Annotated in this window: 8 protein-coding genes and 1 riboswitch; of the genes, 2 read left to right on the top strand and 6 right to left on the bottom strand. The window is 68.6% G+C overall.

Annotated features, from left to right (window positions below; all coding sequences use genetic code 11):
- Nucleotide 1: 1 nt before the first annotated feature.
- The 3 genes from F0357_RS08245 to F0357_RS08235 all read right to left on the bottom strand — a co-directional run bounded on the left by F0357_RS08245 (nucleotide 2) and on the right by F0357_RS08235 (nucleotide 2,728).
- Complete coding sequence (locus F0357_RS08245) at nucleotides 2-733, bottom strand: ABC transporter permease subunit (protein WP_246161606.1); 732 nt, start codon at nucleotides 731-733, stop codon at nucleotides 2-4.
- Between the two features lie 104 nt (nucleotides 734-837).
- Nucleotides 838-1,635 carry a taurine ABC transporter ATP-binding protein gene (locus F0357_RS08240; RefSeq protein ID WP_153479885.1) on the bottom strand — a complete coding sequence of 266 codons (798 nt, stop codon included), beginning with the start codon at nucleotides 1,633-1,635 and terminating at the stop codon, nucleotides 838-840.
- 82 nt (nucleotides 1,636-1,717) lie between these two features.
- Nucleotides 1,718-2,728: a taurine ABC transporter substrate-binding protein gene (locus F0357_RS08235; RefSeq protein ID WP_153479884.1), complete on the bottom strand. Its 1,011-nt coding sequence runs from the start codon at nucleotides 2,726-2,728 to the stop codon at nucleotides 1,718-1,720.
- Nucleotides 2,729-3,022: 294 nt separating this feature from the next.
- A riboswitch (FMN riboswitch) is annotated at nucleotides 3,023-3,188 on the top strand.
- Between the two features lie 91 nt (nucleotides 3,189-3,279).
- On the opposite strand from F0357_RS08235, the gene F0357_RS08230 reads away from it, so the two are divergent.
- Both F0357_RS08230 and F0357_RS08225 read left to right on the top strand, forming a co-directional pair.
- Nucleotides 3,280-3,795 (top strand): 6,7-dimethyl-8-ribityllumazine synthase, encoded by a 516-nt coding sequence (locus F0357_RS08230; protein WP_153479883.1) that lies wholly within the window; start codon nucleotides 3,280-3,282, stop codon nucleotides 3,793-3,795.
- A gap of 324 nt (nucleotides 3,796-4,119) precedes the next feature.
- Nucleotides 4,120-8,112, top strand: a complete 3,993-nt coding sequence (locus tag F0357_RS08225; protein WP_208948262.1) for a Pls/PosA family non-ribosomal peptide synthetase — start codon at nucleotides 4,120-4,122, stop codon at nucleotides 8,110-8,112.
- 375 nt (nucleotides 8,113-8,487) lie between these two features.
- On the opposite strand, the gene adiC is transcribed toward F0357_RS08225, so the two are convergent.
- Genes adiC through F0357_RS08210 form a run of 3 tightly spaced genes read right to left on the bottom strand, consistent with a single transcriptional unit; the run spans nucleotide 8,488 to nucleotide 13,836 of the window.
- Nucleotides 8,488-10,059, bottom strand: coding sequence for an arginine/agmatine antiporter (gene adiC, locus F0357_RS08220; RefSeq protein WP_153479881.1), 1,572 nt, complete (start codon nucleotides 10,057-10,059; stop codon nucleotides 8,488-8,490).
- A gap of 14 nt (nucleotides 10,060-10,073) precedes the next feature.
- A complete protein-coding gene (locus tag F0357_RS08215; RefSeq protein ID WP_153479880.1) occupies nucleotides 10,074-12,383 on the bottom strand; it encodes an Orn/Lys/Arg family decarboxylase in 2,310 nt (769 codons plus the stop codon).
- A 19-nt stretch (nucleotides 12,384-12,402) separates the two neighbouring features.
- Nucleotides 12,403-13,836 carry an amino acid permease gene (locus F0357_RS08210; RefSeq protein WP_246161408.1) on the bottom strand — a complete coding sequence of 478 codons (1,434 nt, stop codon included), beginning with the start codon at nucleotides 13,834-13,836 and terminating at the stop codon, nucleotides 12,403-12,405.
- Between the last annotated feature and the right edge of the window lie 185 nt (nucleotides 13,837-14,021).

The raw sequence follows: 14,021 nt of genomic DNA, 5'->3' as shown, positions 1-14,021 counted from the left end.
CTCAGAGCTTGCCTTTCCAGGGAACGAAGCGGCGCTCGATCCAGCGCATGCCGCCGGAGAAGGCGAACGAGAGGGCGGCGATGATGATGAGCCCGACGAAGACGACGTCGGTCGCGAGGAAGTTGGAGGCCGACATGATCATGTAGCCGAGGCCCGACCGGGCGGCGATCAGCTCGGCCGCGACCAAGGTCGACCATGCCGCCGCGATGGCGATGCGGATGCCGGTGAGGATCTCCGGCAGGGCCGACGGCAGGATGATGTCGAGGAAGAGCTGGCGCCGGTTGGCCCCGAGGGCGAGCGCGGCGTTGAGGCGCTCGGCCGGCACGGCCCGCACCCCGGCCTGGGCCGAGAACACGATCGGGGCGAAGGCGGACAGCGTCAGCAGCACCACCTTCGACACCTCGCCGATGCCGAGCCAGATAATGAGGAGCGGCAGATAGGCGAGCGGCGGCAGACCCCAATAGAGATCGATCGGGACCGAGAAGATGCCCTTCGCCCATCGGTTCAGCCCCATCGCGAGGCCGAGGGGAATGCCGACCGCGATCGAAACGGCGAGCGCCAACAGAATGCGCCCGAGGCTCGAGGCGATGTGTTGCGGAAGCGTGCCGTCGGCATAGCCGAGGGTCCAGATGTCGACGAATTGTTGCGCGACCTCGGCGGGCGAGGGCAGGAACAGGGGGGAGACCCAACCGCTGCCGGACGCCACGAACCAAGCCGCGAAGAGGACGGCCATGGTCGCCGTCCCGATCGCGGCGGTGCCCCCGGTGACGGGGCCGATGGGCCGGCGCTTGCGGCGCGGGCGCGCGGCGACGGGGCGTTCGAGACCGGCGGCGAGGGTCATTGCAGCACTCCGTGGGCGGGGGACGCGGTCGGCTGATGAATGAGCGCGCGGATTTCCTCCCGCAGCGCGACGAAGTCCGGGTCGGACTGGATCGGGCCGATCTCCCCGGTCTCGGCGAAGGTGCGGACGAAGCCGATCGGATAGCGCGCGATGACCCGGCCGGGGCGCGGCGACATCACCACGACCTCGGTGCCGAGCACCAAGGCCTCCTCGATCGAGTGGGTGATGAAGAACACGCGGCTGCGCGTCCGCGCCCACACCGAGACGAGCAATTGCTGCATCGTCTCCCGGGTGAGGCTGTCGAGGGCGCCGAACGGCTCGTCCATCAGGAGGATCTTCGGGTCGGCGGCGAGCGCGCGGGCGATGCCGACGCGCTGGCGCATGCCGCCCGACAATTCGTAGGGCACCCGCTCCTCGAACCCCTCGAGGCCGACGAGCGCGAGGAGCGCGCGGGCCCGGTCTCGGCGCGCCCGCTTCGGGACGCCCTGAAATTTCAGGCCGAGCGCGACATTGTCGACGACGGTCGCCCACGGCAGGAGCGTGTCCTTCTGGAACACCACGCCGCGATCGCCGCCCGGCGCGTCGATTTCCGCCCCGTCGAGGGTGATCGAACCGTTCGTCAGCGGCAGGAAGCCGGCGATGGCGTTGAGCAGCGTGGACTTGCCGCATCCGGACGCCCCGACCGCGACCACGATCGAATCCGGGGGGATGTCGAGCGAGACGCGATCGAGCGCGTGGACGCTTTCGCCGGTGCGCGTCGGGAAGGTGACGGTGGCATCGCGGATCTGGAGCATGATCGGGGGTCCGTCAGGGGCGGACGCCGGCGGCGCGGATCGAGGCGCCGCCGGCTGCCGCCGGATCGCTCGAGGAGGGCGCTCAGTTCAGCTTGGCGGCCGCTTCGGCATATTGCGGCGCGACGAACGGGCCGTAGCTCGCCTTGATCGCGGTGATCTTGCGCTGGTCCTTGAGGAAGGCCGCGGTGTCCTTCAGCACCTTGGCGACGCCGCTGTCGTCGCCGCCGACGAGCCAGGCCGAGGTGAGCTGGGTCGCCAGCGGAATGACGTTGGCGTCCTTGAGCCGGGCCGCGTTTTCGGCCGGGGTGCCGCCCTGGAGGCCGGCGATCAGCTTGGCGTTCTCCGAATCCGGTCCCCAGGCGGCGGGGTCGGTGCGGAACGAGGTGTAGTAGCCGTCGACCAGGCTCACATATTTGGCGACGAAATCGGGGTTCGCCTCGGCGAACTTCGTCGTCACCACGAGGGCGCCGAAGGTCGGGGCCCCGCGCTCGGCGACTTGCTTGGAGGTCAGGAGAACGTGGCCGTCCTTCTTGAGCTCGGACAGAGCGGGATCCCAGACGAAGGCGCCGTCGATGTCGCCGCGCTTCCACGCGGCCACGATCTCGGGCTGCGGGATGGCGATGACCTGGGCGTCCTTCTCGGAGATCCCCTCCTGCTTGAGGACGGCGAGAAGCTGGTAATGGTCGGTCGAGACCGGCGCCGCGGCGAGCTTCTTGCCCTTCAGGTCCGCCGGCGACTTGATGTCGTTGCGCACCACCAGCGCCTCGTCGTCGCCGGACGCGCCGGTGATGTAGACCGCCTGCACGTCGAGCCCGCGGCTCACCGCGGCCGAGAACGGGCTCGAGCCGACGTCGCCGATCTGCACATCGCCGGAGGCGATCGCGGCGAAGATGTCGGCGCCCGAGTGGAAGCGGCGGAACTCGATGTTCCACCCCGTCTTGCGGGCGAGATCGCCGTTCGCGATGCCGGCCACGTAGGGCACGGCGCCGGTCTGATAGGCGACGACCACCTTCTTGGCGTCCGCCGCGTGGGCGGCGGAAAGGGGGAGGGCGAGGGTCAGGCCGACGAGGGCCCGTCGGAGAAGCGTGCGCATGGCGATCCTCATGATCTCGAGAAGGGTCACGGCGCCCGCAGGCCTTGCCGCGTCGTCCATAGTGGCGCGCGCGGCTTCGCGTCATCAATTCAGTCTACTGAAATAATGGACTAAATTTCGCGCTTCTCTTGTAACCCTGTTTTTCCGCGCGCCTCGGTGGCGGAATCCGAGCGAGCCTGTCTTCGATACGGCGCCACACCGTTCACTTTCCGGGCCGCTCCCGGCGCAAGAGGGGCTGGCGCAGCGGCCACGGAGGCCGTTATGATCGCCTCATCCCGGTCGAGGTCGGCCGGGGGACGTTCTCAGGGCGGGGTGAAAGTCCCCACCGGCGGTAAAGTCTTGCGCGGGCGAAAGCCCGCCGGGGCGCAGCCCGCGAGCGCCGGCCCCGCGAGGGGCCGGGTCAGCAGATCCGGTGTGATTCCGGGGCCGACGGTCATAGTCCGGATGGAAGAGAGCGCGACGACCGGGGAGACGCGCGGGTTCTCATGCCTGCGGGCCGTCTTTGCGGGCGCGTGTGCCCTGATTCAGGTCCTTGAGTCGATGAGGGAACCATGAATCAGATCGATCGATCCTTTTCCACTACGTCTGACAAGCCGGCGTCGTCCGGGAAGCCGGTGCGGTTCGCCTTCGTGCAATCGCTCTGGCACCGCGACATCGTCGATCAGGCGCGCGAAGGCTTTAAAGCCGAAATCGCCCGCCGCGGTCTCGCCGCGTCCGCGGTCGATTATTTCGAAGTGCCCGGCGCCTTCGAACTGCCGCTCCATGCCAAGGTGCTCGCTGAAACCGGCCTCTATGCCGGCATCGTCTGCGCCGGCTTCGTCGTCGACGGTGGCATCTACCGCCATGACTTCGTCGCCGATGCCGTGATCTCGGGCTTCATGCGCGTGCAGCTCGATACCGGCGTGCCGGTCTTCTCGGTGGTGCTGACGCCGCATCATTTCCACGAGCACGAAGAGCACCGCGCCTATTTCACCCGCCATTTCGTCATCAAGGGCGGCGAGGCGGCCCACGCCTGCCTGGAGACCGCCGCGGCGCTCGCCAAGGTCAGGGCGATCGTTCCGGCCTGATCCCCGAGACACCTTTCCTCCCATTTGAGCGGATGGCCGTTCGGCGGCGCGTACAACTTTGAGACGTGCCGCCGATCGGGCCCGTGGCCCCACCGGGGCGGCGTGCCGCAACGCGAGGCACGCCGAATTTCTGGGCATTTCTCTAGGGAAACCGGGCCTTGGGCCGCAATTTCGTCCCATTTCGGCCGCGATGGCGTGGCGATCCGGCGACACCCCGAAACGATCCCTGAAGTGCCGCTGTCGCAACGCGGCACTGTCCAAAATCCGACACAAGCCGGCGACCAAAAGCGAGCCCATACGCACCGGATGGTGCGGGGGGTCGACATGAATAAGCTTTCAGTTCTGCGTGAAACGGCGATGCTCGCGGGTGCCTACGCGCCGGATCTCGTGCGCGACGAGCTCCTGCCGGAGATCTTCTCCGCCACCGCGTCCCGGGTGCCCAACAAGGTGGCGCTGCGGTTCGCCGGCGAGACCTGGACCTTCGCCGAGCTCGACGCCCTGTCCGACAGGATGGCGGCGGAGCTCGCGGCGGCCGGCGTCGCCCCCGGCACCTTCGTCGGCCTCTTCGTGGAGCGCTCGCCGTTCCTCCTCGCCGCGGTGCTCGGCATCCTCAAGGCGGGGGGCGCCTTCCTGCCCTTCGATCCCAAGGCCCCGGTCGACCGCATCGAGACGAGCCTCTCCGACTGCGCCGCGGTCGCCCTCGTGGTCGATCGCGCGCGGATGGAGGCGACCGACGGCCTTGCGGTCCGACGGGTCTCCCTCGAATCCCTCGTCGCCGCTCCGATGCCCCGCATCGTCGTGTCCCCCCGCGACCGCGGCCTCGACCGCGACCATCCGGCCTATGTGATCTACACCTCCGGCTCGACCGGCCGGCCGAAGGGCATCGCGGTCGCCCATCGCAACATCTGCCATTTCGCCCGCTCGGAGAACGTCGTGCTCGGCGTGACCGAGGGCGACGTGGTGTGGAACGGCTTCTCCCCCGCCTTCGACATGTCGCTCGAAGAGGTGTGGACGGCCTGGCTCGTCGGCGCGACGGTCGTGGTCGCGAGCCCGGAGGAGCATGCCGCGCTCGATCGGCTGCCGGAGATCCTCGCCGAGAAGGGCATCACCGTTCTCCACGCGGTGCCGAGCCTCGTCGCGACCTTCGAGCACGACGTGCCTTCGATCCGCGTCCTCAATGTCGGCGGCGAGGCGTGCCCACCCTCGGTCGTCGAGCGCTGGTGGCGGCCGAACCGTCGCATCCTCAACACCTACGGCCCGACCGAGACCACCGTCACGGCGACGGCGGCCGAGCTGCGTCCGGGCCTGCCGATCACCATCGGCGTGCCGCTGCCGAACTACACCGCCTATATCCTCGACGACGCCCTCAACCCGGTCGCCCCGGGCGAGGTCGGCGAATTGTGCATCGGGGGACCGGGCGTCTCGCTCGGCTATGTCGGCCGTCCCGATCTCACCGCCGAGAAGTTCGTGCCGAACCCGTTCGGCGGCACGGCGACCGGCGATCCCATGATCTACCGCACCGGCGACCACGCCAGCGTGGACGAGACCGGTGCGATCGTGTTCCACGGCCGCATCGACGACCAGGTCAAGCTGCGCGGCTACCGCATCGAGCTCGGCGAGATCGAGGCCGAGCTGTCGCGCTGCGACGAGCTCGCCGGCGCCGCGGTCGCGCTGAAGAAGGACGCCGCGGGCACCGACCAGCTCGTCGCCTATGTGCTGCCCCGCGCCGGCGTCGCGATCGATCCGGCCGCGCTGCGCGCCCGGCTCGCCGCGAAGCTGCCGGCCTACATGGTGCCGAACCTCTACAAGACGCTCGATGCCCTGCCGCGCCTGCCGAACGGCAAGATGAATCGCAAGGCGCTGCCGGAGATCGGCGATCTCTCGGCGGTCGGCGACGACCGCGAGATCGTGGCGCCGCGCACCGAGACCGAGCGGGCCCTCGTCGAGGCAATCGGCCGCCTCATCCCCGGCCGCCCGGCGAGCGTGACGGACGACTTCTTCACCGATCTCGGCGGCCACTCCCTGCTCGCCGCCCGCTTCGTCTCGGACCTGCGCCGCGAGGCCGCCTTCCGCGCGGTCGCGCTGCAGGATCTCTATGCCGGCCGCACCCTCGAAGGCATCGCCGCGCGCATCGACGCCGCCCGCCCGGCGCAGGCCGCGGCCGCCGCTGCGGCTCCCGCCCGCGCCTTCTCCGCGGTGCCGCGCCTGCGCTTCCTCGTCTGCGGGGCGATGCAGTTCGTCGGCCTGCTTTTCATTTACGGCCTGTTCGCCGCGCAGATCCTGGTCCCCTTCCTGACCTATTCCTTCGTCTCGGAGGAGGTCGAGGGCATCGCGATCCCCGCGCTCGCCGCGCTCGCGGTCTTCACGATCGTGCCGCCGCTGACGATCCTTTTGTCGATCGCGGCGAAGTGGATCTTCATCGGTCGCTACAAGCCCGGCGAATATCCGGTCTGGGGCGCCTATTATATGCGCTGGTGGTTCGTCTCGCGGCTCCTCGAGATCGTGCCGACCAACTACCTGTCGGGCACCCCGATCTACAACATCTACCATCGCCTGCTCGGTGCCCGCATCGGTCGCGACTGCTATCTCGGCACGCTCGACATCGGCGCCGCCGACCTCGTGTCGATCGGCGATCATTCGAGCTTCGGCAACGGCGTGGTGCTGCAGAACGCGGTCGTCGAGGACGGTCTCCTGAAGATCGGCCGCTGCGATGTCGGCGCGCATGCTTATGTCGGTTCGAACGCCGTCGTCGGCCGCGATGCGCGCGTCGGTGATTGGAGCGAGCTCGGCGATCTCGGCGCGCTCGCCGATGGGGGCGCGATCCCCGCGGGCGAAGCCTGGATCGGCTCTCCCGCCCACTTCAAGGCCAAGGTCGACCGGACCGCGGTCGGCGAGCCGGATCCGGTGTCGCGCCCGGCTGCGATCGCCTATGGGTTCGCCTTCGCGCTGCTGGTTCTGCTCTTCCCGCTCGTCGCCCTGATCCCGGCGCTGCCGATCATCGTCACCCTCGATACGCTCGATGCGGCGGTGCCGAACGGTGACTTCAGCTATCTCGTCCTCACGCCTGTTCTGTCGCTGCTCTACATTGTGCTCGTCGCGCTCGAGATCGTCGTGCTGCGCTGGGTTGTTCTGCCGCGGGTGAAGGAGGGCGTCTATCGCACCGCGAGCGTGTTCTACATGCGCAAGTGGTTCGTCGATCAGATGATGGACCTCTCGCTCGGCGTGCTGCACACGCTCTATGCCTCGCTCTATCTCGCGCCGTGGTACCGCGCGCTCGGGGTGAAGCTCGGCAAGCGGGCCGAGGTCTCGACCGCCTCGTCGGTGACCCACGATCTGCTCGAGATCGGCGACGAGAGCTTCGTCGCCGACGCCGTGACCCTCGGCGACGCCCAGATCCGCCACGGCCGCCTGACCCTGAAGCGGACCCGCATCGGCACCCGCACCTTCATCGGCAACGGTGCCCTGGTGCCCGACGGCACCGACGTGCCGGACGGCGTCCTGATCGGCTGCCTCTCGGTGCCGCCCGAGGACACGGCCCGCATGCGCGAGGGCACGACCTGGTTCGGCATCCCGAGCGAGGAATTGCCGACCCGGCAGACTTTCGGCGGCTACAAGGCGGACCTGACCTTCCGCCCGACCCCCTGGCGCATCGCCGGTCGTCTCGCCGTGGAGTTCGTGCGCATCGTGCTGCCCGGCGCGGTCACCCTCGCCTGCACCATGTTCCTCATCTCCGCCACCTACGAGATGTACGACGATTACGGCGCGGGCGTTTCCGCGCTCTCGTTCGCCCCGTTCTATCTCGCGATCTTCGGCGTGCCGGTGTTCGCCGTGACGGTCCTCGTCAAGTGGCTCTTCGTCGGGCGCTATCAGTCGGGCGAGCATCCGATGTGGACGCCGTTCGTGTGGCGGAGCGAAGCCGTGACCTCGATCTACGAGAGCCTCGCCGTGCCCTACTTCCTGGGCGCCCTGCGCGGCACCCCGTTCCTGTCGCCCTGCATGCGGCTGCTCGGCGTGAAGGTCGGCAAGCAGGTGTTCTGGGATACGACGGACATCACCGAGTTCGACGTCGTGTCGATCGGCGACAACGCGGCGCTCAACGAGGATTGCGGTCCGCAGACCCACCTCTTCGAGGATCGCGTGATGAAGATCGGCCCGGTCGAGATCGGTGCCCATGCTGTCATCGGCGCCCGCTCGATCGTGCTCTACGGCGCCCGCATCGAAGAGGGGGCCCGGCTCGGCGCCTCCTCGCTCGCCATGAAGGGCGAGACCCTGCCCGCCGGCACCGCCTGGGCCGGCTCCCCGGCGCAGGCGGTGTAAGGGGCGGGCAGGGATTGCCAGCGGCTGCGCGGCTCGCCCAGTCCTCCGGCGCCTGACGGCGCCGGCCCCACCCTGACCGGCTTCGCCGGTCTGTCCCTCCCCCAACTGGGGAGGCACTCGCGGTGTGTTTCCACAGAGCGATAAGCAAGCCTAACAGCCTTCGCTGATGCCCCCGACCTCGCCGCCGCTTTTCCCCTCCCCTGCCAGGGGGAGGGGTGGCGCGAAGCGCCGGGGTGGGGTCTGAACCGGGCACGACCCTTCCATCGTCATTGCCGGCCTGGTGCCGGCAACCCAGGGCGTCGACCACCGAGCGTGCCGCTCCTGGATCCCCGCCACACGGCCGGGGATGACGACAGAGAGGGAGAGCGAACCGCCCTACTGCCCCGCCGCGCCGCTCTGTGCCGGCGTGGTCTCCGGAACCCCGGCGGGGGCGTTCGAGGGGACGCTCGATTGCGCGACCGGCGGCTGCGGCGAGCGGGTCAGCAGCGAACCGGCGCCGAAGCGGCCGACCGACTGCCAGAACATCAGCGCCAGCGCCACGATGGTGATCGCGAGCGTGGCGTAGCGGATCCAGCGCGGCGCCCGACCGCCCGGCGTCATCACGTGCTCCTCGACGTCGCGCTTGTGGTTCAGCGACAGCGAGTAGAACACGATCGTCGTGATGACGAAGATCAGCGACCAGCGCGTCTGCTCGCCGTCCGAACCGACCATCGCCCACAGGCTGTAGATCGCGGCGACGAGCGCGATCGCCGCATAGATCGTGTATTCGTGGTGCGAGATCTTCTTATAGGCGAGGACTTTGATCGAGATCGCCGAATAAATGTAGGGCAGGAGCGTCATGATCACCGCGATCGAGGCGATCTTGCCGAACTGCTCGCTCGCCGTCGGCGACATGGTCGCGATAATCTGCACGGTCATGATAACGGCGACGATCGCGAGGCCGGCCGAGGGGACGCCCTTCGAGTTGATCTTCGCGAACACGTTGGGGAAGAGACCGTCGTCGGCGGCGGCCTTGGCGGTCTGGCCGACGAGCAGCGTCCACCCGGCGAGTGAGCCGAGGCAGCCGATCGCCGCGCAGCCGGCGACGATGTTTGCCGCGAGCGGACCGAGGGCGATGCGAGCCGCGTCCGCGAACGGTGCCGCCGAGGCGATGAGCTCCTTGTTCGGGATCATGCCCATGACCGCCGACGACGACAGCACGTAGCAGATGCCGGCGAGGATGACGCCGCCGAGCGTCGCGATCGGCACGTTGCGGCTCGGGTTCGCGACGACGCCGGCCGACACCGAGGCGGTCTCGACGCCGATGAAGGCCCAGAGCGTGAAGTTGAGCGTGGCGCCGACCGCGCCGATGCTGTCCTTGCCCGAGACGTTCCAGCCGGCCGCATAGGTGTCGGCGTGGAACCAGAACCAGCCGAAGAGCGCCATGCCGATGATCGGGACGAGCGCGAACACCGTCGTCAGCGATTGCATGCGACCGACGAAACGTGGACCCAGGATGTTGGCGTAGGTGAAGAACCAGACGACCGCGATCTGCCCGAGCGCGAGCACCAGGGGGTTCTTCAGAACGGGGAAGAAGTGCGAGAGATAGCCGAGGCCGGCGACCGCGAGGCCGACATTGCCGACCACGTTGGCGAGCCAATAGATGAGGTTCGTCTGGTAGCCCATATAGTCGCCGAACGCCTTGCGGGCGTAGGCATAAGGCCCGCCGGCGAGGGGATCGATCGCGGCGAGCTTGGCGAACACGAGGGCGAGGGAGAGTGCGCCGACGAGGGTGATGATCCAGCCGAACACGGCGATGCCGCCGATCGCGGCGAGGTTCGCCGGCAGCATGAAGACGCCGGAGCCCATCATGTTGCCGGCCACCATCAAGGTCGCCGGGACGAGGCCGATCTTGCCGGCGGTTGCCGCCGCGGAGGAGGCGGACGCGGTGGAGCTGTCGGTTGCCATGATGCGATCCTCCCTCAGGCCGCAGTCTTTTCGGTGAGGCAGAGCACGCGGTAGCGCCCGTCTTCCACCTCGACGCCGTGGGTGTCGTGGGTGAAGCCGGGGAACTTGGCGTCGAAGGCTTCGAGCGCCTTGAGGTAGCCGAGCAGCGGGCCGTCGGCCGGGCCGGCATTCTCGCCGGGCATCAGAAGCGGGATGCCGGGCGGATAGGGCACCACGCCGGTCGCCACCACCCGGTTCGCCATCTGATCGAGCGTCAGCGTCTCGACCTTGCCGAGCACCAGCGCCTCATAGGCCTCGACCGGGCTGAACACCGGCGTCGGCAGCACCGAGAAGCCCTCGGCGAGCATCTTGGTGGTGCGGAAGTCCCGCATCGCCGCGAACATCTCCGAGCAGAGATCCTTGAGCCCCATCGTGCCGTAGCGCTGCGGGTTGGCCTCCACGAGGGCGGGAAGGGCGCGGGCGAGCGAGAGGTTGGCGTCGTAATCCTTGCGGAAATCGAGCAGCGCGTTGATGAGCGTGCCCCACTTGCCCTTGGTGATGCCGAGCGAGAACAGGAACAGGATGGTGAAGTCCGTCGTCTTCTCGACGACGATGCCGCGGGCGTCGAGGTAGGCGGTCAGGATCGTCGCCGGAATGCCGTCGTCGGCGAGCACGCCTTCAGCCGACATGCCCGGCGTCATCACCGAGACCTTGATCGGGTCGAGCATGCAATAATCGTCTTCGAGATCCTCGAAGCCGTGCCACGCCGCGCCGGGATGCAGCACCCAGGCTTGCGGGTCGGTGGCGAGGATTTCCGGGTCGGCCTTTTCGAAGGCGACCGCAGCCGCCTCGCCCGGAACCTTGACGCTGTCCGGCTGCCAGATTCCGAAGAACCAGCTCCCTCGAGCGGTGAGTTCGGCGCGGATGCGGGCCACCGTCTGGCGGAAGGCGACCGCTTCGTGGATCGATTCCGTCGTCAGCGCGAGCCCGCCCGGGCCGTCCATCATCGCCGCCGCGACGTCGTTCGAGGCGATGATGGCATATTGCGGGGAGGTCGAGGCGTGCATCATGAACGCCTCGTTGAACCGGTTGTGCGGGATCGGCCGGCGCCCGTCGCGGACGTGGATGAAGGACGCCTGGGAGAGCGCGGCGAGCAATTTGTGGGTCGATTGGGTGGCGAACACCGTCGGTCCCGACGGGTCGCGCTCGCCCGGTTCGCCGTGCATGGCGAAGCGCTTGGCGTAGATCGGGTTGAACCGCGCGTAGCCGTACCAGGCCTCGTCGAAATGGAGGCGGTCGACGCTCTGGCCGAGCAATTCCTCGACCCGGGCCACGTTGTAGCAGAGGCCGTCATAGGTCGAGTTGGTGATGATGGCGTGGACCGGACTCTTGTCGGTCGCCTTCGCCGCCAGAGGATTGTCGGCGATGGCCTTCCCGATCGCCGCCGCGGTGAGGCGCTCCGGATGGATCGGGCCGATCAGCCCAAGGCCGTTGCGCGAGGGCACGAGATAGGTCGGGATCGCGCCCGACAGCGTCATCGCGTGCTCGGCCGATTTGTGGCAATTGCGGTCGCACAGCGCGATCTGGTTGCGCGTCACGCTCGCCATCAGGATGACGCGGTTCGACGTCGAGGAGCCGTTGGTCACCGTGTAGGAGCGGTCGGCGCCGAACACCCGGGCCGCATAGCGCTCGCCCGCGCCGATCGGGCCGGAATGGTCGAGCAGCGAGCCGAGCTCGCCGACCGAGATCGAGAGATCCGAGCGAAACAGCTCCTCGCCGAAGAACTCGAAGAAGGCGCGCCCGACCGGGTGCTTGAGGAAGGCGGTGCCGCCGGTGTGGCCCGGCGTGTGCCAGGAATATTCGTGGACGCGGGCGAAGGCCGCGAGCGCCTTGAACATCGGCGGCAAGAGGTCGGCGCGGTAGCGCTCGATGGCGGCGACGACGCGGCCGCCGATGAAGTCCGGGGTGTCCTCGAGGAGCCAGATATAATCGTCGGCTTCCGTCATCACGTCGATCGGCAGCTCGGACGCGGCCGAGCGCTCGGCGATGAGGAAGATCGGGATCGTGGCGTTGCGGGCGCGGATGGTTTTGAGCAGGTCCGTCGCCGCCTTGTGGTCGGGATCGGCGGCGAGGTCCCAATCGAGCAGGACGCACTGGATCGAGGAATCCGAGACGATCACCGCCCGGGCGTCCTCGGCCGAGACGGCTGCGACCACGTCGACGTCGCGTGCCTCGAGCTCGGCGACGAGGTCGCGCGCGGCGCGCCCCGCCGCCGATTGCTCGGTCAGCTCGTCGTTGATGAAGAGGGCGCGCAGGCCCAGTCTTTCTTCCACCGTCGGCGTCATCGCGGCCACTCCTTGGTTCTTAGGGTTCGGCGGATCCGGAATCGGGCCGGCTGCGGCGCATGTGGACGTAGAGCGGCAGGCCGGCGAGCAGGAGAAGGAGGCCCCACATGCCCGCACGCGGGCCGGAGCCGTAGATCGTCCACATCGAGAACAGGAAGGCGACGGTGGCGATCGGGATGTAGGTGCGGCGCGAGAACAGACCTTCCCGCTTCGCGAGCGTGGCGAACAGGATGCCTTCCACGCAGCAGCAGAACACGTAAGGCACCATCTCGGCGTCGGTCGAGATGTCGACGATGAAGTCGTAGACCTTCATCAGCCCCTTCACGCCCGAGGATTCGAGGATCAGCAGGGCCGAGGAGAGCGACACCGACAGCAGGATGCCCTTGGTCGGCACGCCGTTGCGGTTGGTTTCGCCGAAGAACCGCGGCAGCACGCCGTCGCGCGCCGCGGCCATCGGCACCTGGGCCATCAGAAGCGTCCAGCCGTTGAGCGCGCCGAGCGACGATAGCATCGCCGCGAGCGCGATGATCACGCCGGCACCGCCGCCCCACATCGAGGTCGCCGCGGCGGAGAACGGGGCCGACGAGGCGGCGAGCGTCGCTTCGGGCACGACGCCCATCACCGCCATGGTGCCGAACAGGAACAGGCAGGCGGCGACGAGGGTGCCGACGATGGTCGCTCGCGGGATGGTGCGCTCCGGGTCCTTCACGTCGCCGGCCGGCACCGTCGCGGACTCGATGCCGAGGAAGGCGAACATGGTGAGCGGCGCAGTTGCCGAGAGCGCCGCCCAGAACGATTGGCCGGTCGGATTGATCGGGACGAAGCGGTTCCAGTCGACCCACAGGAGCCCGATCGTGGCGATGGCGAGGAAGGGCACGATCTTGATCGCGACCATGGCGAGCTGGAAGCGGCCCGCCTCCTTGACGCCGCGCAGGTTGATCGCGGCGACGAACCACATCGAGGCGAGGGCGATGATCGTCGTCGCCCCTTTCATCCCCTGAAGGCCGGGGATCAGGGATTCGAGATAGCCCGCGAAGGCGAGCGCGATCGCCGGCTGGGACGCCCAGATCGAGATCCAGTAGCCCCAGGCGATGAGGAACCCGGCGAACTCGCCGAAGCCGAGCCGGGTGAAGGCGTAGGGTCCGCCGGCGGCGGGCGCAATGCGCGACAGCCGGGCGAACACGAGGGCGAGCGCCACCGCGCCGAACGACATGGCGACCCAGCCGATCAGGGCGACGGCGCCATAGGGTGCCAGCGCGGCCGGAATGAGGAAGAAGCCGGACCCGACCACGTTGCCGATGACGAGCGCCGTGCAGGTCCAGAAGCCGAGCGAGCGGGCCTCGGGTTCGGCCGACGCGGGGGTCCCCTTCGACCGAGCCTTTCCCTTAGACTGCGCCGCCCCTTTCGGATGCCCCATCCCCTTCGAATGCGCCGTTCCTTTCGAATGCGCCATGGAAGCGTTCCCCCTTTTGGTTCCGTGCGGTTTCGTTCCGCCACTGAACCGGAAGGGGACGCTCTCGACAATCGAAAGGGTGGCGGTGCCGAGCATGGGCTGCCGTCGCCGGAGCAGGCGGGTCTCGTCCCGCCGGGCGCACCCACCGCGCGCCCGTCCATTCGATAGCCGGCCGGGCCGAGGAC

It is taken from the genome of Segnochrobactrum spirostomi (assembly GCF_009600605.1).
GTDB classification, from domain to species: domain Bacteria; phylum Pseudomonadota; class Alphaproteobacteria; order Rhizobiales; family Segnochrobactraceae; genus Segnochrobactrum; species Segnochrobactrum spirostomi.
This window is presented reverse-complemented; position numbering and strand designations above follow the sequence as displayed.

Coding starts and splice junctions, on each gene's coding strand:
- adiC (WP_153479881.1), bottom strand. CDS start 10,059: ATGGCAACCGACAGCTCCACCGCGTCCGCCTCCTCCGCGGCGGCAACC.
- F0357_RS08235 (WP_153479884.1), bottom strand. CDS start 2,728: ATGCGCACGCTTCTCCGACGGGCCCTCGTCGGCCTGACCCTCGCCCTC.
- F0357_RS08240 (WP_153479885.1), bottom strand. CDS start 1,635: ATGCTCCAGATCCGCGATGCCACCGTCACCTTCCCGACGCGCACCGGC.
- F0357_RS08230 (WP_153479883.1), top strand. CDS start 3,280: ATGAATCAGATCGATCGATCCTTTTCCACTACGTCTGACAAGCCGGCG.
- F0357_RS08210 (WP_246161408.1), bottom strand. CDS start 13,836: ATGGCGCATTCGAAAGGAACGGCGCATTCGAAGGGGATGGGGCATCCG.
- F0357_RS08245 (WP_246161606.1), bottom strand. CDS start 733: ATGGCCGTCCTCTTCGCGGCTTGGTTCGTGGCGTCCGGCAGCGGTTGG.
- F0357_RS08225 (WP_208948262.1), top strand. CDS start 4,120: ATGAATAAGCTTTCAGTTCTGCGTGAAACGGCGATGCTCGCGGGTGCC.
- F0357_RS08215 (WP_153479880.1), bottom strand. CDS start 12,383: ATGACGCCGACGGTGGAAGAAAGACTGGGCCTGCGCGCCCTCTTCATC.